At 62.5% G+C, this 18408-nt stretch carries 20 protein-coding genes; 14 read left to right on the top strand and 6 right to left on the bottom strand.

Going from position 1 to position 18408, the window contains the following annotated elements:
- The first annotated feature begins 1 nt into the window (after position 1).
- The 8 genes from Q4F91_RS02895 to Q4F91_RS02930 all read left to right on the top strand — a co-directional run bounded on the left by Q4F91_RS02895 (position 2) and on the right by Q4F91_RS02930 (position 8995).
- Complete coding sequence (locus tag Q4F91_RS02895) at positions 2-922, top strand: ABC transporter permease (protein ID WP_303334347.1); 921 nt, start codon at positions 2-4, stop codon at positions 920-922.
- Between the two features lie 13 nt (positions 923-935).
- Entirely contained in the window at positions 936-1811 is an 876-nt protein-coding gene (locus Q4F91_RS02900) for an ABC transporter permease (RefSeq protein ID WP_303334349.1), read from the top strand.
- Between the two features lie 279 nt (positions 1812-2090).
- Positions 2091-3599, top strand: coding sequence for an alkaline phosphatase family protein (locus Q4F91_RS02905; RefSeq protein ID WP_303334351.1), 1509 nt, complete (start codon positions 2091-2093; stop codon positions 3597-3599).
- 363 nt (positions 3600-3962) lie between these two features.
- Complete coding sequence (locus Q4F91_RS02910) at positions 3963-5171, top strand: beta-ketoacyl synthase N-terminal-like domain-containing protein (protein ID WP_303334353.1); 1209 nt, start codon at positions 3963-3965, stop codon at positions 5169-5171.
- Positions 5164-5646 carry a hypothetical protein gene (locus Q4F91_RS02915; RefSeq protein ID WP_303334355.1) on the top strand — a complete coding sequence of 161 codons (483 nt, stop codon included), beginning with the start codon at positions 5164-5166 and terminating at the stop codon, positions 5644-5646. Before Q4F91_RS02910 ends, Q4F91_RS02915 begins: the two co-directional genes overlap by 8 nt.
- Positions 5647-5698: 52 nt before the next feature.
- Positions 5699-6457 (top strand): 3-oxoacyl-ACP reductase FabG, encoded by a 759-nt coding sequence (fabG, locus tag Q4F91_RS02920; protein WP_303334357.1) that lies wholly within the window; start codon positions 5699-5701, stop codon positions 6455-6457.
- On the top strand, positions 6457-7710 hold the full coding sequence (locus Q4F91_RS02925; protein ID WP_303334359.1) for a beta-ketoacyl-ACP synthase: 1254 nt from the start codon (positions 6457-6459) through the stop codon (positions 7708-7710). Before fabG ends, Q4F91_RS02925 begins: the two co-directional genes overlap by 1 nt.
- Before the next feature lie 172 nt (positions 7711-7882).
- The gene (locus Q4F91_RS02930; RefSeq protein WP_303334361.1) at positions 7883-8995 is read left to right on the top strand and encodes a methyltransferase; all 1113 of its coding nucleotides are present in this window, start codon (positions 7883-7885) and stop codon (positions 8993-8995) included.
- Between the two features lie 112 nt (positions 8996-9107).
- Here the strand turns inward: Q4F91_RS02930 and Q4F91_RS02935 are convergent, their stop codons facing one another.
- Positions 9108-9515: a hypothetical protein gene (locus Q4F91_RS02935; protein WP_303334363.1), complete on the bottom strand. Its 408-nt coding sequence runs from the start codon at positions 9513-9515 to the stop codon at positions 9108-9110.
- Positions 9516-9731: 216 nt separating this feature from the next.
- On the opposite strand from Q4F91_RS02935, the gene Q4F91_RS02940 reads away from it, so the two are divergent.
- From Q4F91_RS02940 to Q4F91_RS02965, 6 genes are all read left to right on the top strand, one after another.
- Positions 9732-10565: a beta-ketoacyl synthase chain length factor gene (locus tag Q4F91_RS02940; RefSeq protein ID WP_303334365.1), complete on the top strand. Its 834-nt coding sequence runs from the start codon at positions 9732-9734 to the stop codon at positions 10563-10565.
- A 140-nt stretch (positions 10566-10705) separates the two neighbouring features.
- Positions 10706-11512: a 1-acyl-sn-glycerol-3-phosphate acyltransferase gene (locus Q4F91_RS02945; protein WP_303334367.1), complete on the top strand. Its 807-nt coding sequence runs from the start codon at positions 10706-10708 to the stop codon at positions 11510-11512.
- Positions 11505-11768 (top strand): phosphopantetheine-binding protein, encoded by a 264-nt coding sequence (locus Q4F91_RS02950; protein ID WP_303334369.1) that lies wholly within the window; start codon positions 11505-11507, stop codon positions 11766-11768. The genes Q4F91_RS02945 and Q4F91_RS02950 overlap by 8 nt, the downstream gene beginning before the upstream one ends.
- 9 nt (positions 11769-11777) lie before the next feature.
- On the top strand, positions 11778-12053 hold the full coding sequence (locus Q4F91_RS02955) for an acyl carrier protein (RefSeq protein WP_303334371.1): 276 nt from the start codon (positions 11778-11780) through the stop codon (positions 12051-12053).
- Positions 12054-12058: 5 nt separating this feature from the next.
- Positions 12059-12682 (top strand): strain DSM, encoded by a 624-nt coding sequence (locus Q4F91_RS02960; RefSeq protein ID WP_303334373.1) that lies wholly within the window; start codon positions 12059-12061, stop codon positions 12680-12682.
- Positions 12683-12736: 54 nt separating this feature from the next.
- Entirely contained in the window at positions 12737-14623 is a 1887-nt protein-coding gene (locus Q4F91_RS02965; RefSeq protein ID WP_303334402.1) for an AMP-binding protein, read from the top strand.
- A 522-nt stretch (positions 14624-15145) separates the two neighbouring features.
- Here the strand turns inward: Q4F91_RS02965 and cas5e are convergent.
- The 5 genes from cas5e to Q4F91_RS02990 form a co-directional block, all read right to left on the bottom strand.
- Positions 15146-15883, bottom strand: a complete 738-nt coding sequence (gene cas5e, locus Q4F91_RS02970) for a type I-E CRISPR-associated protein Cas5/CasD (protein ID WP_303334404.1) — start codon at positions 15881-15883, stop codon at positions 15146-15148.
- Positions 15884-15886: 3 nt separating this feature from the next.
- Positions 15887-16939 (bottom strand): type I-E CRISPR-associated protein Cas7/Cse4/CasC, encoded by a 1053-nt coding sequence (cas7e, locus tag Q4F91_RS02975; RefSeq protein WP_303334406.1) that lies wholly within the window; start codon positions 16937-16939, stop codon positions 15887-15889.
- A gap of 11 nt (positions 16940-16950) precedes the next feature.
- Positions 16951-17562 carry a type I-E CRISPR-associated protein Cas6/Cse3/CasE gene (cas6e, locus tag Q4F91_RS02980; RefSeq protein ID WP_303334409.1) on the bottom strand — a complete coding sequence of 204 codons (612 nt, stop codon included), beginning with the start codon at positions 17560-17562 and terminating at the stop codon, positions 16951-16953.
- Positions 17555-18088, bottom strand: a complete 534-nt coding sequence (casB, locus tag Q4F91_RS02985; RefSeq protein ID WP_303334410.1) for a type I-E CRISPR-associated protein Cse2/CasB — start codon at positions 18086-18088, stop codon at positions 17555-17557. Before casB ends, cas6e begins: the two co-directional genes overlap by 8 nt.
- A 3-nt stretch (positions 18089-18091) precedes the next feature.
- A partial coding sequence (locus Q4F91_RS02990) for a hypothetical protein (RefSeq protein ID WP_303334411.1) occupies positions 18092-18408 on the bottom strand: 317 nt, incomplete at its 5' end.

The raw sequence follows: 18408 nt of genomic DNA on the forward strand, positions 1-18408 counted from the left end.
AATGTTCGCACTGATTTCCCGCATCGTCTTCCGCTCGGCCCTGACGCTGCTGCTCCTCGCGGCCTGTGTCTTCTTCGGCCTCCACCTCACCGGTGACCCGGCCCGCATCATGTTGGGCGACGGCGCCGACGAGATCGCGCTCGCGAGCTTCCGCATGCAGTGGGGCCTCGACCGTCCGCTCTGGGAGCAGTTCATCATCTACGTCGGCAAGGCGCTCACGCTCGACATGGGCACGAGCTACCAGTCGAGCCTCCCCGTGAAGGAGGTGTTCCTGCAGGCGCTCGGTCCCACGATGGACCTGATGATCCCGACGGCGATCGTCACGCTCCTGATCGGCATCCCGACGGGCGTCATCGCCGCGCTCCACCGCGACCGGCCGCTCGACCGCGGCATCATGGTGCTCTCGGTCTTCAGCTACTCGGTGCCGAACTTCTTCATGGGCGTGCTGCTGCTCCTCGTCTTCTCGATCTGGCTCGGGTGGCTGCCGTCCTACGGCAACACGTCGCTCCTCAACTACATCATGCCGGTGATCACCATGGCGACCTCCGAGGCGGCGATCTTCTCGCGCTACGCGCGAAGCGCCATGATCGAGTCGATGCGGCTTCCCTGCGTGCGCGCCGCGCGCATGAGGGGCCTGCCGCGCCAGCGCGTCATCTGGCTCCATGCGCTCCCCAACGCCATGCTCTCGATCCTCACGATCCTCGGCTTCTTCCTCGGCACCCTCGTCGCGGGCGCCGTCATCACGGAGAACGTCTTCTCGTGGCCAGGCGTCGGCAAGCTCCTCGTGCAGTCGGTCGCGGCGCGCGACATCCCCGTCGTGCAGATGATCGTGCTCGCCACGGGCGCCTCGCTCATCTTCGCCAACCTCCTGATGGACATCCTCGCCCTCGTCGTGAACCCGCGTCTGAGGAAGGAGAACTGAGGAACACCCCGCCATGACTGACATTGCTGCAACCAACAACACTCGGAAGCCGGGGCTCCTCGCGCGCATCGTCGCCGGCCGCCCCCGCGGCATCGCCGGCCTCGCCGCGCTGATTCTCGTGGTCTTCTTCACCGCGGGCCTCCTCGCCCCCGTGCTCGCCCCCTACGAGCTCGAGGACATGGACCTGATGGAGCGCCTCGTCGCCCCCTTCACGTCGCTCACGCACCCGCTCGGCACCGATGAGCTCGGACGAGATGTCTACTCGCGCCTTCTCTATTCGCTGCGCCTCTCCTTCGTGCTCGCCGTCACGGGCACCGTGCTCGGCGCCGTCGTGGGCACCGCTCTGGGTTTCCTCGCCGCGCGCTTCGGCGGCTTCATCGACGACCTCGTCAACGTCGGCATCGACTTCACTGCGTCGCTTCCCTTCATCGTGCTCGCCCTCACGATCCTCGCCTTCCTCGGCACGGACGTGACGGTGATCATCGTGATCATGGCCGTCTACGGCTGGGACCGCTACGCTCGACTCACCCGCAACCTCGCGCGCTCGGCCTACACCGAGGGCTACGCGGGCGCCTTGGAGGGCCTCGGCATCCCGACGCGGAGGATTCTGCTGAGGCACATCCTGCCCAACATCGCGAGCGCGCTCGTCGTCAACATGACGCTCAACTTCCCCGGCATGATCCTGCTTGAGACCTCGCTCTCCTTCCTCGGCGTCGGCGTGCAGCCCCCGATGAGCTCGCTCGGCACCATGCTCGGCTTCGGCCGCGACTACCTCACCACCGCCTGGTGGATCGCCATCATCCCCGGCGTCGTGATCGTGATCTCCACGCTCTCGATGTCGCTCCTCGGCGACTGGGTGCAGCAGAAGCTCGACCCGCAGAACCGCTGATCCCGCTTGGGGGCTCACTTTCCTCATCATCATCACCCGCGCCGCCGGCTTCCCCCGGGAACCGGCGGCGTCACAGCTGCAGTACCAAATGCAACACAGCGGTCACCCCGCTGTCATTTTTCGCTGATACATTTCCGGGTCACTGTCCAGAAATTTACCCTTCCTCTGCAACCCATTGATTTATATGTACATGTCAGACAGGTTACAGATTTGTGACGCCATATATGACGTCCTCCGGAACAATTGCCGTGAATGACGCTGAAAAAGGAAAGAACTGAAATGTCGCTCAAGTTTCTCATTGTGGGCTTCGACGGCCTGCGCCCCTCCGACGTGACCCCGGAGACCATGCCCGCGCTCTCGAGGTTCGTCGCCGAATCGCACTCCTGGAAAAACTATCTCGGGCAGTTCCCCACCGAGACCTACGTCAACCACCCGTCGATCTTCTCGGGCTTCCGCCCGGGGGACCACGGCATCATCGCCAACTCGTTCTTCAATGCCGCCCACGAGGGCGAGGCCCGGCTCTTCCAGGGCTGGAGCGTTGAGTCGGTGATGCGTCAGGACGCGCTCGAGCGCGGTCTCTACCGCGTCCCGGACCTCGGGGCCCGTCTCGCGCGCGAAGGCAAGACCCTGCGCATCTACTGCTCAAACTCCGCCGGGAGCACCCGGCTGCAGAACATCCACGCGAGCCAGTCGCCGGGGCACCTCAACTGCTGCGTGCACGCGATGTTGAAGACGCTCCCCCCGCGCGAGGCGCAGATGCTCGCCCGCGACCACGGCGACGGCGTGCCGCTGCAGTTCCCGGACAACCGCGGCACGAAGATGATCGTCGACCTCTTCTTCGAGCGCGAGGTCCCCAACGGCCTCGGCGACGTGACCTTCCTCTGGATCGGCGAGCCCGACCACGCCGAGCATGCGTTCCCCCTCTCGGACCCGCGCGTCGCCGACTCGCGGCGCGTCGCGGACCGCGAGTTCGCGCGGGTGCTCGACTGGTGGGAGGCCGAGGGGCGCGCCGCCGGGGTGCAGCTCGTCACCATCTCCGACCACGGCATCGTCGAGGTGGCGCGCCACTTCGACGTCGCGCAGTACCTCGAGGACCAGGGGTTCTCGGTGATCACGAGCCGCGAGATCATGCAGGGCGAAAAGATCTCCGAGGAGGACGTCGTTCTCGTCGGCTGCTACGCGGCGGGCCTGTGGCTCCCGCACCGGGCCCCGAAGCGCCTGCTCGAGCTCCGTGACGCGCTGATGGCGAGTCCCGACGTCGGTCTCATCTTCTCGCAGCCCGACGACCGCCGCCCGGTCTCGCTCGAGGGGCGCGTCCCCGGCACCTTCTCCGAGGCGCTCACGTCGTCGGCGCACCGCCGCGGTCCCGACCTGCGGTTCGTGACGCGCGGCGACCCGGAGACGGGCCGCATCGTGATGACGGACGACATTCCATTGGGCGCCGGCATGCACGGCGGCCTTCTGCCGCAGGAGACCCATGCGCTCCTCGCGGCCGCGGGCTCGCGCTTCCCCGGCGCCGGGGTGCACGAGGAGCCGGCGAGCCACGACGACTTCTCGACCACCCTCATGACGATGCTCTCGCTCCTCGACGACGACGCGCCGCTCCCGCTTCCCTCCGGGCGCATTCTCTCCGAGGCGATGGGGATCGGCGCCGCGTCGGAGCTCCCCACCTCGGAGACGCTCACGCTCTCCTGCGGCGGCTTCACGCAGACGCTCGAGCGCATGCTCTGCCGCGGTCACGCCTACATCACGCAGGGCTCCCGCAAGGCCGACGGCTGGATGCCGTAGGAACGCTTTCCCTGCCGAGGGCGACCCCGCCCCCGGCAGAGCCGGTTTGAAAACCTCGGTCTCAGGGCCGCGGCGGCATTGACTGCTCCGCGGCCCTGTCGTTCATATAACCCGCGGCCGCAGATCCCGGGACGCGCGGGCGTACAGCAGCGGGGCGGCTGTATACACAGGGAAACGCGCCGGGCGTGCGGCGGGAAAATTTCCGCGGGAAAAATCTCAGGGAATTCAATTTGTCCGCGCGGAAATGGCATGAAATGAGTTGCGCTAGAATTCCGCGTCATATTTCAGACCTCCCGCCGGGGGAGACTCCGCCCGGGCCGGTCGCCGTCCAATACTCCGCGAGCGACATTTCCTGCGCCTCCCATGCCCTCCTCAGACTTTGAAGCCGTTTTCATCCCCGATGCCAGGCTCTCCTCGGCCGTCGGCTCGACCATGGACGAGGTGCTCGCGCGCCTCGCCGATCCCCGGCCCTTTGACGAGACGCCGGAGGGCCGCGTCGCCGAGGAGACGTTCGAGGCCGCCCGTGAGCGGGCCCTCGCGCTCGGGATCCCTGAGGGCGAGCTCACCCGCACGCTGCTCCTCGTGCTCGCCGGGGCCCTGCCGCTCCTCGAGAGCGCTTTGAGCCACGGCTTCGCCGCGGACGAGATCGGCTTCATCGTGGGCGGCACCGCCGCCGGCACGCCCGAGGTGGTCGGGCGCCTGAGGAACCGCCCTGATGCGTGCGCTCAGGAAAAGTGGTCCTTGGTCGAGCTCAGCCGCTCCGCCCCGTGGGTCGCCCGCGCGGCGGGCATCGCGGGCCCGGTGATCACCGTTTCCACCGCCTGCACGGCGGGTGCCAAGGCCATCGCCGAGGGCGCGCGCCTTATCGCCTGCGGCCGCGTGAAAGCGGTGGTCGCGGGCGGCGTCGACGTGCTCTCGCCCCTCACCGAAGGCGGCTTCTCGGCCCTCGGCGCGAGGAGCGCCGAGCGCGCGAAGCCCTTCCGCGCGGACCGCACCGGCCTGCACCTCGGCGAAGGCGGCGGCTTTCTGCTGATGACCGCGGACACGGACAAGTTCCCGGAGGTCGCCCCCGAGGACCGCATTTACCTCGCCGGGGCGGGCGAGACGAGCGACGCCCACCACATCTGCGCGCCCGAGCCCGAGGGCAGGGGCGCGGCGGCGGCGATCAAAGAGGCGCTTGGGGTCCGCAAGCCCGCCGACATCGGCTTTGCGCTCCTTCACGGCACCGCCACGGCCCAGAACGACGCCATGGAGGCCCGCGCGATGGCGACGGCGCTCCCCGGCGTCCGGGCGGCGTCGGTCAAGCGCGCCGTCGGTCACCAGCTCGCCGGCGCCGGGGCCTTCAACGCCGCGCTCGCCTGGGGACTTCTCACGCACCGCGCGGCGGCGCCCTTCTGCCTCTTCGAAGGCGAGTCGGACCGCCTGGATCCGGATTTCCCCGAGGCCTTCCGCGGCGCGGTCTCGACCGTCGAAAACCGGGGCCCCGTGAGCCCCGGGCGCATCGTCGCCTCGGCCTTCGCCTTCGGCGGCAGCAACGCAGCGCTTCTGCTTGAGAGAGGGGAACATGCCTGAGATCACTTTTCCCGCGCCTGCGGAGGACTTCATTCCTCAGCGCCCGCCGATGCGCTTCGTTGACGAGGTGCTCTCGGCCGATGAAACCGGCGCCGTGACCCGCACGACCGTGCGCGCCGACTCGATCGCCGCCGACGCGGCGGGGCGCCTGCCGGCGATGGCATTGATCGAGGTGATGGCCCAGACGATCGGCGTCTTCGCCGGCCGCATCCACCGTCTCGCGGGCGAGGGACCCCGTCCGGGGCTCCTTCTCGGCACCCGCCGGATGAATCTTCCGGTGGACTCCTTCGCGCCGGGCGACGTGCTCCGCTGCACCGTCGAGAAGGCCTTCGAGAGCGACGAGGGTCTCTGGCAGTTCAAATGCGCGGTCGACCTCCTCCCTCAGGGCGACGAAAATGCCGCCCGTCCGGCGGGCGACGCCGTCCTCACCGTCTTCAATCCGCCCGACGGCTACTTCGAGAAGCTCGCCGCCTGAGGCCTCGACGCCCGGCAGACAGAATTTCCTACATTTTTGCGACTGACAACGAATGACTGAATCCTCCACTGATTCCCGGGCCGCACGGCCGGCCCGCACCGTCTTCATCACCGGCAGCACGCGCGGCATCGGCCGCGCGATCGCGCTGCGGCTTGCCGAGGACGGCTACAGCCTCGTGATCCACGGCCGCGCCCCCTCGGAGCACTCCGCGAGTCTCCTCGCCGAGCTCGCCCGCATGGGCGTCGAGGCCCGCGCGCTCTACTTCGACGTCACCGACCGCGCCCGCGCGGCCGAAGTGATCGCGGCCGACCTCGAGGCCCACGGGGCCTACTGGGGCGTCGTCTTGAACGCCGGCATCAACCGCGACGGCCCGCTCGCCGGCATGAGCGAGGCGGACTGGGACGACGTGCTCTCGACCGACCTCGGGGGCTTCTACAACGTCCTCAAACCCCTCATCCTCCCGATGGCGAGGAAGCGCGCCGGCCGCATCATCGTGATGAGCTCGGTCTCGGGCCTCACCGGCACGCGCGGTCAGACCAACTACGCCGCCGCCAAGGCCGGTCTCATCGGCGCGGCGAAGTCGCTCGCCGCCGAGCTCGCCTCCCGCGGCATCACGGTCAACGTCATCGCCCCGGGTCTCATCGACACCGAGATGGTGACCGACGAGAACCGCGACCGGATCCTTCCCTACATCCCGATGCGCCGTCTCGGCCGCCCCTCCGAGGTGGCCGGGCTCGCCGCGTTCCTTCTCTCCGACGAGGCGGGCTACATCACCCGCGCCGTCATCCCTGTCTCTGGAGGCATCATCTGATGAAGCTTCCCGCTCAACCCCGCCGCGTCGTCGTCACCGGCATGGCCGCGATCTCCCCGCTCGGCGCCGACTGGGCGTCCGTGCGCGAGGCGCTGATGAACAACCGCAGCGCCATCCGCCACATGACGGACTGGGACAAGTACGAGGACCTCAACACGCGCGTGGCGGCACCCGCCGCCCCCTTCGAGGTCGAGGCCGACGTCTTCACGCGCAAGCGCACCCGCTCGATGGGCCGCATCGCGCTCATGTCGGTGAAGACCGCCCGCGACGCGCTCATCGACGCCGGGCTCCTCGACGACCCGGTGATCGCCTCGAGCAGGACCGGCGTCGCCTTCGGGTCCTCGGCCGGCCAGCCCAAGGCCGTCGCCGAGCTCGCCCAGATGGTGCTCTCGAACAGCTGCCGCGGCATCACCGCCACGACCTACGTGCGCATGATGGCGCACACGGCCCCGGTGAACATCGGCGTCTTCTTCCACTGCAAGGGCCGCATCTGCACAACGTCGTCGGCGTGCACCTCCGGCTCCCAGGGCATCGGCTCGGCCTACGAGACGATCGCCTCGGGGCGCGCCGACGTGATGATCGCGGGCGGCGCCGAGGAGCTCGACGCCACCGACGCGGCGATCTTCGACACGCTCTTCGCGACCTCGACGAACTGGAACGACGATCCGACGCACACCCCGAAGCCCTTCGACCGCGACCGCGACGGCCTCGTCGTGGGCGAGGGCGCCGGCGCCCTCATCCTCGAGGAGTACGAGCACGCCCGCGCGCGCGGCGCCCGCATCTACGCCGAGATCGCGGGCTACGGCACGAACTCCGACGGCTCGCACATCACGAGCCCCGAGTCCGGGCAGATGGCCGAGGCGATGCGCCTCGCGCTCGCCGACGCCGGCATGGAGCCCGCTGAAGTCGACCTCGTCAACGGCCACGGCACCGCCACCGACCGCGGCGACGTCGCCGAGAGCCACGCGACCTTCTCGGTCTTCGGGGGCGCGACGCCCTACACGACCTACAAGGGTCACATGGGTCACACGCTCGGCGCCTGCGGCGCGCTCGAGGCCATCTTTGCGATCCACGGCATGCTCGAGGGCTTTGTCACTCCGGTCCTCAACCTCGAGAACCCCGACCCGGCCTGCGCGCCCCTCAACTACGTCATGGGAAGCCCCAGGGCCCTCGAGCAGCGCGTCGTGATGAGCAACAACTTCGCCTTCGGCGGCATCAACACGAGCCTCATCTTCCGCAGGCTCGACGACTGACCGTTGAATCAGACCGTTCCCCTCCCCGGCGCGCTGTCCGGGGAGAGCGGCTCCATCGGGCAGACCATCGGAGCGGGAGAGCCGCCCCGCCACAGCCCGGCAATGGCGTCTGCGACGCAACCCGTCATAAAATTCTGAATCCACCCACTTTCCATAACGGATGAGTATTTCCATGAAGCGCAAGCCCCGTACCTCCTTCCTCGACACCCTTGAGGCGGCGCAGCGCCTCGCCTTCGCGCCCTTCATCTTCCAGGCCGCCGCGGCCGCGCTCCGCTTCGGGTTCCTCGAGGCTGTGAACCGCCACCCCGGCGCCACCCCGGCCGAGATCGCCCGCGACATCGCGATCACGCCCTATGCGGCCGGCGTGATCGCCGACCTGCTCGTGCCCGCAGGCGTCCTTGACCGCGTTCCCGCGAAGGGCGAAAAGGGCGAGCGCAGCACCGGACTCGCGCTCTCCTCCGTGGGCGACCTGCTCCTCTTTGACGAGATGACCCGCGCGAACTTCTTCTTCACCGAGTCGGTCTGCTACCAGGGTCTCGGGAAAACCGCCGAGTCGCTCGCCGAGGGCCGTCCCGCGGGACTCTCCGCCTTCGATCCGTCCTGGAAGACGATCTACCCGCATCTGCCGGAATTGCCTGAGGAAGCCCAGAAGGCCTGGTTCGGGTTCGATCACTGGCACAGCGACCGCGCCTACGAGGCGGCGCTCGAGATCCTCGCCGAGGCCTGTGCGCCGACGGGTCCGAGGAAGCTCGTTGACATCGGCGGCAACACGGGCCGCTTCTCGCGCGAGTTCCTGCTCCGGTTCCCCGCCTCGACGGCGGTGCTCGTCGACCTCCCTGTCGAGGTCGAGCTCCTCCCGAGCCGTCCGGGCATCGCGGACGTGAAGGACCGGCTCGAGGGCGCCTCAATCGACTGGCTCACCGATGACGAGCTCACCGACCGCCCGGCCGTCGCCGACGCGGACATCTTCTGGATGAGCCAGTTCCTCGACTGCTTCAGCGAGGCCGAGGCCGTGAGCATCCTCGAGCGCACGCGCCGCGCCATGGCGCCGGGCGCGCGCCTCGCGGTGCTCGAGCCCATCGTGAGCGAGCAGCGCCACCGCGCCGCCGAGCTCTCGCTCGCCGCGACGAACCTCTACTTCACGGTGCTCGCGAACGGCAACTCGCGCTTCTTCAACGGCGAGGATCTGCGCCGCATCTTCCGCGAGGCGGGATTCCGCATCGAGAGCGAGACGCCGGACCTCGGCGTCTCCCACACGCTCTTCCTGCTCGTTCCGGAAGCCTGATTCTGGCAAAGACGCGCTGAAAGTAAAACGGCTCCCTGGACATTTTCAGGGAGCCGTTCGCATTCTGTCTTCACCTCACGACAGGCGGACCCGCCGCGGGGAGGTCAGGACTTTACTTGTAGAGGTAGCCGCGGATGTCCTTGGCCAGATTGGCGATCCAGCGCGTGATGTTGCGGTGGCCGCAGGTCTGCGAGGGATTGTTCTTGCAGGGCGCGGCGTCAAGGCCGTAGCTGCTCACGTAGTTGACGGTGTAGGTGGTGCCCGTGTACTCGACGTCGACGATCATCTCGTACTTGGCGGCCCTGGCGTTGGCCGGGTAGGCGAGGCGCGTCACGCCCGGCTTCTCGGAGACGATGCGGAAGCTGCGGGCGATGGCCGAGCGGCCGATGGCGGTCTTCACCGCCTCGGGCGTGCTGTTGACCGAGTAGGTGCTCGAGGTGATGAGCGGACGCGTGGTGCCGCAGCCCGCGAGCACGATGACGGCCGCGGCCGTGGCGGCGAGAAGGAGGGACTTCTTCATGGTGATTCCTTTCTGTGAGAGGGGGAAGGGAGCGGGGGCTTCAGGGGCAGCCTCAACTGATTCGATATTGTATTTCCGCCGGTCCGGGGCAGTGCGGTCCCGTAACATCCGGAGAATCAAAATATGTGTGTCGTTCACGCTTCAAATTCACTCCCCCGCTGAATCCGGCGTTTCAAACGTCTAAAATCGCCGTTTTCTATCTCGTTCGACAGAACCATGCAGAACTGTGCGCAGATTCTTCGCTGGACCGCCTGGGCGCCCGGCATGACCTCCCCCGCGGACTGGGCCGCTGCCGCGGCACGTCCCGCCTTCGGGCTCCTCGAAGGGGAGTTCGCTCCCGCGGACGCGAAGGAACCCGCCGCGCCCGCGGCCGGCGTGCCGGCGATGCTGCGCCGCAGGCTCTCGCCGCTCGGCCGTGCGCTCGCCGAGGTCCTCGCGCCGCTCGCGGCCGCCGCTCCCGACGCGCCCTGGGTCTACGCCTCCCGCAGGGGCGACGCGGGTCTCGCCGTCGAGATGCTCACCGACGTCGCCGCCGACCGGCCGCTCTCGCCCGCGAAGTTCGCGATGAGCGTGCACAACGGCCCGGCCTCGCTCCTCTCCATTGCGCTCAAGCACCGGGGGAACCTCACCGCGCTCGCGGGCGGCCCTTTCTCGGCCGAGGTCGCCTTCGAGTCCGCCGTCGGACTCCTCGCGCAGCATGAGCAGGTGATTCTCACGGTCGCCGATGTGAAGCCTCCCGTCGCCTTCGAGGCCGGGGGCGTCACGCACGCCTGGGGGCTCCTGCTCTCGCGCGCCCCCGAGCCCGCCGATCCCGCCCAATGGGACCGCATCCGCGCCGCCGGCCCGCTCTGCGCCCTCACGACGCGCGCCCTCGCGGATGACGAGGCACCGGACCCGCGGCTCAATGAGCTCGGCGGCGTCCCCGGCGACCTCGACGTCCTCGCCTGGCTTCTGAGACCGGAGGAGCGCTTCCTCACCCGCTGCGACCGGCACGCCGCCTGGGTCTGGGCGAAGGAAGGCGGCCTCTCCGGAACCGGAACCTTATTGTAAACAGGCACTTTCCGACAGCCGCGGGTGTCATCGGGACAGAACACTTTTCCCTCCCCTGCGGAAAGGCGTGAGACAAACATCGGCGCTGGTGTGCCGATGCACACTACAATTGGATTTTGCCCAATCAAATATCCAACCAGATGTCTGCATCTCCCCTCCTGCGTCTGATCCTCGTGCCGCTCCAGTTCACCGGCACGGCGATCGCGTTCGCGCTCTTCGGCGTGGGCGGGATCCTCTACGGACTCCTCGTCACGCCGTGGCTGAAGCTCACGAGCAGGACCCCGGAGGAGAGCAGGAAGCGGGCCCGCGCCGTCGTGCGCTTCTTTTTCCGCGTCTTCGTGGGCTTCATCCGTGTGCTGCGGCTCGCCAGAATCGAGGTCGTCAATCCCGAGGGACTGATGCGCCCCGGGTCCATCATCGCGGCGAGCCACCCGTCCCTCATCGATGTCGTCTGCCTCATCTCGATCGTGCCCGAGGCGACGACGATCGTGAAGGCGAAGCTCCTCAGCAACCCGTTCACAAGGTTCCCCATTCTCGCGTCCGGCTACGCCACCAACGCCGACGGTCCGGAGGCGCTTGAGGCGCTCTCCCGTGAACTCGAGAGCGGCGCCTCCTTCGTGATCTTCCCCGAGGGCACGCGCACGCCGCGCGACCTCCCGCCGGGTGAGCTCCCTAAGATGCACCGCGGCGCCGCGCAGCTCGCGCTCCACACGGGCCGTCCCATCACCCCCGTTCGGGTCACCGCCGAGCCGCGCTGGCTCACCAAGGACCGCGGCTGGTGGCACCTTCCCGAGAAGCCGATGGTGCTCACCTTCGAAGTGCTTCCGGAAATCCCCGTCGCGGACTATCTCCCTCTCTATAATTCCTCACCTAGATCCGCCGCACGCCGCCTCACCGAGGACCTCGGCGCACGGCTCTTTGAACACAACGTTGAAGCCCATGTCTGAAAACCTCATCCACGAGATCCAGGCCCTGATCATCTCCTCCCTCGGCCTTGAGGACATCCGTCCCGAGGACATCGATCCCGACGAACCCCTCTTCGGCGAAGGTCTCGGCCTCGACAGCATCGACGCGCTCGAGCTCGGCCTCGCGCTCAAGAAGCGCTGGGGCGTCACCCTCACGGCTGAAAGTGAGGAGGCGCGCACCGTCTTCCGTTCCGTCCGCTCGCTCGCCGAGTACATCGAATCCAATAAAACCTGCTGATTCCCTCAAATGACAGATTTCACCCCTCAGGAAGAGAAGATCTACGGCATTCTCTCTGACATCCTTGTCAAAGAGTTTGAGATCCCGGCCGAGAAGATTGCCCCTGACGCCCGCCTCTACGAGGACTTCGACATCGACTCGATCGACGCGGTCGACATGATCGTGCAGCTGAAGCCCCACCTCGGCAACCGCCGCGTCACGCCCGAGGCCTTCAAGCAGGTCCGCACGATGGGCGACGTCGTCCGCGTGGTCGCCTCCATCCTTGAAGAGCCCGAGAAGGCCTGATCCTCTTGGCTGAGCCCGCTCTCATCGCCCGGCGCGTCGCGTCGGGCGTTCTTGTTCTTCTTGCCGCGCTCTATCCCCTCTGGGCCTGGTGGGGACTCAATCGCTTCGGCATCGTTCCCGTGGCGGCCTCGCTCGCCGCGGTGATGCTCCTGAGGGCCCTCCTCAAGGGCGGCCGCGAGGCCTGGGGGTGCTTCCTCATCTCGACCGCGCTCTGCCTCGCCTCGACGCTCCTTGACCGCGAGGCACCGATGCTCCTCTACCCGGTCTGCGTCAACCTATTCATGCTCTGGCTCTTCGGCTCGAGCCTCGTCGGAGGCTCCATGCCGCTCGTCGAGCGTCTCGCGCGATTGAAGGAGAAGAACCTCCCGCCCGAGGGTGTCCGCTGGTGCCGCGGCGTCACCGTCACCTGGTGCATTTTCTTCGTCGTGAACGGCAGCGTCGCCCTCTTCACCGTGCTCCACGGCGACCGCTCGCTCTGGATGCTCTGGAACGGCGCGGTGAGCTACGTCCTCATGGGCGTGCTCTTCGCCGGAGAGTTCCTGCTCCGCATGATCGTGATGCGCCGTCAGGTCGACAGATCTCAGAACTCTGAACAGGATTCAGAACAGGATTCCGGCGCCTCCCGCTGAAGGTGCCGTGCGGTATCCTTTTCAGTTCCCCTCTCTCACAAGAAGCAAAGCGCCATGACCAGCGTCACCCGCCTCTCCCGCATTCTCCGCTCCGCCCCTTCTGACCGCGCCCTCGGGCGCTCGGCCTCGGACGAGATCCTCACCTTCCGGGGATTCCTCGCCGGCACGGCGGCCTGGCGCGATGCCGCGCTGAAGCTTCCCGCGGAGCAACGCGAGAACGCCGTCCTCTATGCCGAGGATGCGGTACCGCTCCTTCCCGCCCTCTTCGGTCTCTGGGCCGCGGGCGTGCACGTGGTGCTCCCCGGGGATGCGCTTCCCGGAACGCTCGAGCGCCTCGAGCGCGGCGGCGTCACGCTGAACCGCACGATCCTCGCGCTCGACGCCGTCCGCATGGACGAGGCCGGGCGTGTCCGCACGCTCGCCGTTCCCATGACGATCACGGAGATGAACTCGGCTCCGGTCCCGGACGACCTGCCGCTCCTTGACGACCATGCGGAACTGCTCTCGCTCCTCACGAGCGGAAGCACGGGCGAGCCGAAGCTGGTGAGAAAGCGCCTTGACCAGGGGTTCTGGGAGCCCGAGGCGATTGACGCGGGGCTCCGTGCCTTCATTGACACCGACACGGACGGGCTCGGTGAGATTGAGGTGCTCGGCACGGTGAGTGCCCAGCACATCTACGGCATGCTCTTCCGCCTCTTCTGGCCGCTCATGGCCGCGAACGCCGTGCTGCACGGGCCCCGCCTGCACTTCCCCGAGACGCTTGAGGCCGCTCTCCTTGACGTGAAGGCGCGCGGTCACAAGGCCGTGATCATCGCCGCGCCCGCGCACCTGAAGCGCTTCACCGATCCCGCGCTCTTCGCGCCGTCGCTCGGCACCGTCTCGGTGGTGTTCACCTCCACGGGTCCGCTCGACGAGGCAGGAGCGCTCTGCGCTGCTCGTGCCTTCGGGCACTTCCCCATCGAGGTGCTCGGCTCCACCGAGACGGGCGGCATCGCCTGGCGCATGCGCGCTCCGGCCGCGCCCGGTGAGGAGAAGCTCATCACTCCGCCCTGGCGCACCGTCGAGGGCATCGAGGCCGCCGTGCGCCTCGAGAACGGCGAAACGCTGCCCGCCGGCGAAGGCCTCATCTGCCTGCGCGGCCGTCATCTGGAGCGCGAGGACTGGATCGAGGGGTCGGACCGCATCCGGCTCGATGAAACCGGTTTCACGCTCCTCGGCCGTGCCGACCGCATCGTGAAGATCGAGGGCAAGCGCGTCGCGCTCCCCGAGGTTGAAGCGCTGCTTGAGAAGAGCGGTCTTGTGAGGCGTGCCCGCGTCCTGGCGCTCAACGAGCACGGCCGCGACCTCCTCGCCGCGGTGCTGGAACCGACGGCCGAGATGAAGACGCAGATTTTCTCGTCAGGCAAGGCAGCCGTGACATCGAAGCTGCGCGAACTGCTCAAGGCGGACCTGCCGGCCGTGGCCGTCCCGCGCCGCTGGCGCTTCGTGGACGAGTTCCCGGCCAACGCACAGGGCAAGACCACTGTGGCTGCGCTGCTCGCGCTCTTTGATGCGCGCCGCCCCGAGTGGCTCCTCGAGAGCGATGTCACCGAGGGCGACAAGCGGACGATCACGCTGCGCCTTGAGGCCTCTCCCGGACTTGAGTGGCTCAAGGGCCATTTCCCCGGCCTTCCCATCCTGCCCGGCGTGGCTCAGCTCCTCCTCGTCGAGAAGGCGGTGAGAGAGTTCGCCGCGGTCTCCGAGGACTGGAAGCCCGGGACGGTGAAGCAGTTGAAGTTCCGTGCCGTGACGACGCCCGGGATGAGGCTGGCGCTGAAGATCTCGCTCCCGGCGAAGTTGGAGGCGGAGAAGTGGTCCTTGAAGTTTGAGTGGATCTCCATTGAAGGTGAGAATCAGAGCATCCAGTCGAACGGAAGCATTGACTGGATCAACAGTCACTGAACCTGAGTTCTGACACCCCCACAGTTAGGTGCTCAGGAACCACATATCACCCCCTTGATCTCTGTCTGAACACCCATTACGATATAGAGACGAAGATAACTCGCGAAGGATCAGTGCTGGGTTCCTGAATAGGAGTAGGTCGCAAGACTTAGAATTCCTTTGCCCCTGGGGTTATCTTCTTTTTTGTCTCGATTTTAGCCCGACAGAATATTCAATTTCAGTCAAACAGAAGCATTGACTAAAGCAGAATAGTCTGATTCCACCGCGGATACTGATAGAAAAATGGGTTCCTGTTTTTAAGCAGGAACCCTTTATTTTAACCCCTGCTATGGCAGGGAAAACTGCGCGCTTATCGTCGTATGCAGGCTCATAGCGGAAACACCCCTGCTATGGCAGGGAAAAATGGGCCCTTATCGTCGCGTATAGCGATATAGCGGAAACACCCCTGCTACGGCAGGGAAAACTGAGCCTTTATGGTCGCATGTAATGATATGGCAGAAACACCCCTGCAGCGGCAGGGAACTAAGCAATTGCTTTTCTAATAACACATCTGCTTTTATATAACTTCTCGGTTCCAAATCTTACCGGAACATCATTCAAAAACATTTTCTGCATCGGAACACTCGCAGGCCGCTTTTCTGAATCACCCTGAGTCTCTTCCTCAATTTCCAGGATCACCATTTTATCCTGGTTTTCAGACATTGAATCCAAATTATTCCTCAAAAATTCCTCAGCTGCAAATCTTGAAGAAAAAATACCACCAAACACCGGTTCTGATGGTGCACAGCACTTCCTTCCCAAATATAGATCCCAGACAGGCGTTTTTAATCCTTCTATGACTCTTTCCTTCCAACCGATTGGAATTTCCATGATAACACAGAATTTCTCATCCTGCAAGTAAATTTTCTTTGTCATTTTCATTCCACTCGTCTGAGATCGTTTGCCATCAAATGTTCTCAGTTTGCAGAAACGTTGCCAGGGATCATCTGGATCATAACCACTTCCTATCATTTGAAAATCAGTAAGATTGACGGTCTTTTTCGCTTCCTTTTTACCGATCCGATAGGCAGTCATTGGATAACATGTGAACTGCGACAGTGCGTCCTCCTGAGCACCGCCCAGACCCATTGCACAGAACAGAAGTCCGATGACACCTGATTTCGTCGGGAAATCATGTGTGTTACTGGTCCAGAACCGGGAGTGATCACCCCAGCTCTGCAACGGACCTGCCAGGTTAAGAAGCAAGAATGCTCTTTCCATGATTCATTCCTTGATATTCATTATTACTTCAGAAATTTTTTCTATTAATTCACTAATAGATGAACGGTCTTCACCGAAATCAAACTGGGCCAGCTTGCCAAACAGATCTCCCGCCTGACATTCCTTCATCTCCAGCGTTTCTTTCAGCACTTCAATGCTGGGTTTAAGAAAACCACCGCATGCGCCTGACTTAACCGGCTGTTCAAAACCGCACTGAATTCTCTGCCCTGTTCTGATATATACACGTGCAAAATCCCATGAGTTGCTTGCCGACATTGTCGACTGTCGTGCAGAAGGAACTGCAAGATACAATGCCGTTATAAATGTTTTCACAGGCTCAATCAGCTCACTCGCTTTTTCAATATTCAAGACTGAAGCAAGCTGATTAAGATTCAGTGAAACATAACGATAGTAAGTCGCCGCACTGAACTCCATATTCCCAAGATGTCCGGCGGTAAAATCATTCGGATCAGCCAGTTTTATGTCATCCAAGGCTGTGAAAAAATCGAGCTCAGATGTGCAGGCATGAGTGGAAAAGGCATGACTGAAGGCCGCCGCGGCCTCGACATTGATTACGGGAGCCTGTGCCACCATTCTGCCGAAAAGTGCGATATCCAGTCCGTCCAAAGGACCTACCTTGGCCTTGCTGAGCAATTTTACGACGGCATCTTTTTTGATTTTATTTTCATCAAAATCAAGTTCTTTAATATATTCTGCAATGGCAGAATATTCCTGATCAGACAAAAAAATAAGAGTATCTTTCGTAATTTCCTTGGCAACAGTCTTCGCGCATTCTTTCGCCTGCGTTTCAGAAGCGTTCAGATCGATGAGTTTCTGAACAAGCGTCTTTTCAACATTCTTGGTTCTGATGGCAAGTTTGACACCGCGTTCATGAAGTTCCTGTCTAACAACTCGCTTCCAGCACTGGGAACTCACGCGTGCTCTTTCAACGCCGCCGATGAAGCAGGTTTTGGGTGAGTTCAGATCATCCCTGTTCAGGCATGAAACCGGAAAACTCTGAATAATGTGAAACTCAATGAGAGGATATTTTTTCATGATATTAAGCCTCAAATTAATGCAAGTTGAATGAGTCCAAACCCGAAGGCCCGGCCTTTCCCGATGCCTTTTTGAAAAGCTTCAGAAAATTTTACAGAATCCGTCACTCGGAGAATTCCGGTAGCCCGTGCTTTTTTATATATTATTTTTGTATTTCCCTTGCGAAATTTTTCTGCTCCCATTTGATCCACTTGATCTATGCGCACAATCATTCCATTGTTTTGCATCTTTTCATGAAACCAGACTCTGAAGTCACTTTCATTTTTAATCGGTATCCGCCTGCGATGGAACTGCCTCACCGGATTAAGAAAAACCTGATACCTATAATATTCATGATCAAGAAAATCTTCAGGAAGTTTTCTGCAAATAACATTAAGATCATCGGGTAATACATTTTTTGACAGGTCTCTGTCAGATAAAAAATCAATCTCCCGCCCCGTCAAATGCTGACCACGGTCTACCCAAAGAAAGCTCTTACATTCCTCAGGGTTATATATTCTTATATCAGAATAATAAAGGTCGCACATGATCTTATGCAGTGAATATCGATCCGTTACTTTCATTCGAATCAAAGCCGAAGGCTGAAGACTGAGTCTTCCCAAATAAAGCTGCTTATTAGTCATTTTGTCTATCCAAATGTTTGTAATATTCCAGTGTCCAGCGGATTTTGATTTTCTCACAATCCCGTTCGAAATATATCATCTCCCAGAGCAGTCTTGAATAATTCAAATTCGCGCGTTTTCTTTCTGAAATCACTCTCAGAAGAGGTTGAATATTTTTAATCAGATCCTCCGTGCGTTTGCACGAAAGCAGTTTTCTAATTCTGATAGCGATCGAATCATTACCTGAAATAGAAAATTTGGCTTTGTCACCCCATGTTTTTACCAAAGCCGATCCAAGCCCGTCACATCCGTTCTCTGTCGATTTATCCATGCAGATATATGCACCTATCAGAATATATGCTGTTCTGTATTTATCTATCTGGAAATGTTCACCCATGAATGGAATAACATATTCCCAAACGGCATATGAGCCCAAAGGATTCGTAGCCCTTCTGAAAGCCGACCTCATTTTTGTGTCATTTTCTTTTTTCGCGTAAATAAATTCAACATAAGCTTCTTCCTTGTTTTTATAGGTCTTACTTTTCATTTCTTATTGCTCCAAATGATAAGATTTATAAAAATGTGGGTAATTTGCACAGTGTGCCATTATTCTTCTTGATCCTGTGGCGGGGCATAACTGAACATAAACAGACTCTGCGATTCGTTCGGCCTCACTTATATAAGATTCATACTGACTCTCACTAGCCAGATTTTCAACCAAGGCATGTCCGATTGCGTCACATCTCTTCCAGAATTCCTCTTCCGCTACTTTTCCTATTTTTGTCCTTAAATTTATTGCCATGATATCTTCATGATAATTTTCAACTCTTTTTTTAATATATATGACTATTCCATTCAGTCTTTTCA

It is taken from the genome of Sutterella sp. (assembly GCF_030539355.1).
Taxonomy (GTDB): Bacteria; Pseudomonadota; Gammaproteobacteria; order Burkholderiales; family Burkholderiaceae_F; genus Sutterella.

Coding starts and splice junctions, on each gene's coding strand:
- Q4F91_RS02910 (WP_303334353.1), top strand. CDS start 3,963: ATGCCCTCCTCAGACTTTGAAGCCGTTTTCATCCCCGATGCCAGGCTC.
- cas5e (WP_303334404.1), bottom strand. CDS start 15,883: ATGGAAAGAGCATTCTTGCTTCTTAACCTGGCAGGTCCGTTGCAGAGC.
- Q4F91_RS02935 (WP_303334363.1), bottom strand. CDS start 9,515: ATGAAGAAGTCCCTCCTTCTCGCCGCCACGGCCGCGGCCGTCATCGTG.
- Q4F91_RS02955 (WP_303334371.1), top strand. CDS start 11,778: ATGACAGATTTCACCCCTCAGGAAGAGAAGATCTACGGCATTCTCTCT.
- Q4F91_RS02915 (WP_303334355.1), top strand. CDS start 5,164: ATGCCTGAGATCACTTTTCCCGCGCCTGCGGAGGACTTCATTCCTCAG.
- cas7e (WP_303334406.1), bottom strand. CDS start 16,939: ATGAAAAAATATCCTCTCATTGAGTTTCACATTATTCAGAGTTTTCCG.
- Q4F91_RS02925 (WP_303334359.1), top strand. CDS start 6,457: ATGAAGCTTCCCGCTCAACCCCGCCGCGTCGTCGTCACCGGCATGGCC.
- Q4F91_RS02895 (WP_303334347.1), top strand. CDS start 2: ATGTTCGCACTGATTTCCCGCATCGTCTTCCGCTCGGCCCTGACGCTG.
- Q4F91_RS02950 (WP_303334369.1), top strand. CDS start 11,505: ATGTCTGAAAACCTCATCCACGAGATCCAGGCCCTGATCATCTCCTCC.
- Q4F91_RS02965 (WP_303334402.1), top strand. CDS start 12,737: ATGACCAGCGTCACCCGCCTCTCCCGCATTCTCCGCTCCGCCCCTTCT.
- Q4F91_RS02905 (WP_303334351.1), top strand. CDS start 2,091: ATGTCGCTCAAGTTTCTCATTGTGGGCTTCGACGGCCTGCGCCCCTCC.
- casB (WP_303334410.1), bottom strand. CDS start 18,088: ATGAAAAGTAAGACCTATAAAAACAAGGAAGAAGCTTATGTTGAATTT.
- Q4F91_RS02945 (WP_303334367.1), top strand. CDS start 10,706: ATGTCTGCATCTCCCCTCCTGCGTCTGATCCTCGTGCCGCTCCAGTTC.
- Q4F91_RS02940 (WP_303334365.1), top strand. CDS start 9,732: ATGCAGAACTGTGCGCAGATTCTTCGCTGGACCGCCTGGGCGCCCGGC.
- Q4F91_RS02900 (WP_303334349.1), top strand. CDS start 936: ATGACTGACATTGCTGCAACCAACAACACTCGGAAGCCGGGGCTCCTC.
- fabG (WP_303334357.1), top strand. CDS start 5,699: ATGACTGAATCCTCCACTGATTCCCGGGCCGCACGGCCGGCCCGCACC.
- cas6e (WP_303334409.1), bottom strand. CDS start 17,562: ATGACTAATAAGCAGCTTTATTTGGGAAGACTCAGTCTTCAGCCTTCG.
- Q4F91_RS02930 (WP_303334361.1), top strand. CDS start 7,883: ATGAAGCGCAAGCCCCGTACCTCCTTCCTCGACACCCTTGAGGCGGCG.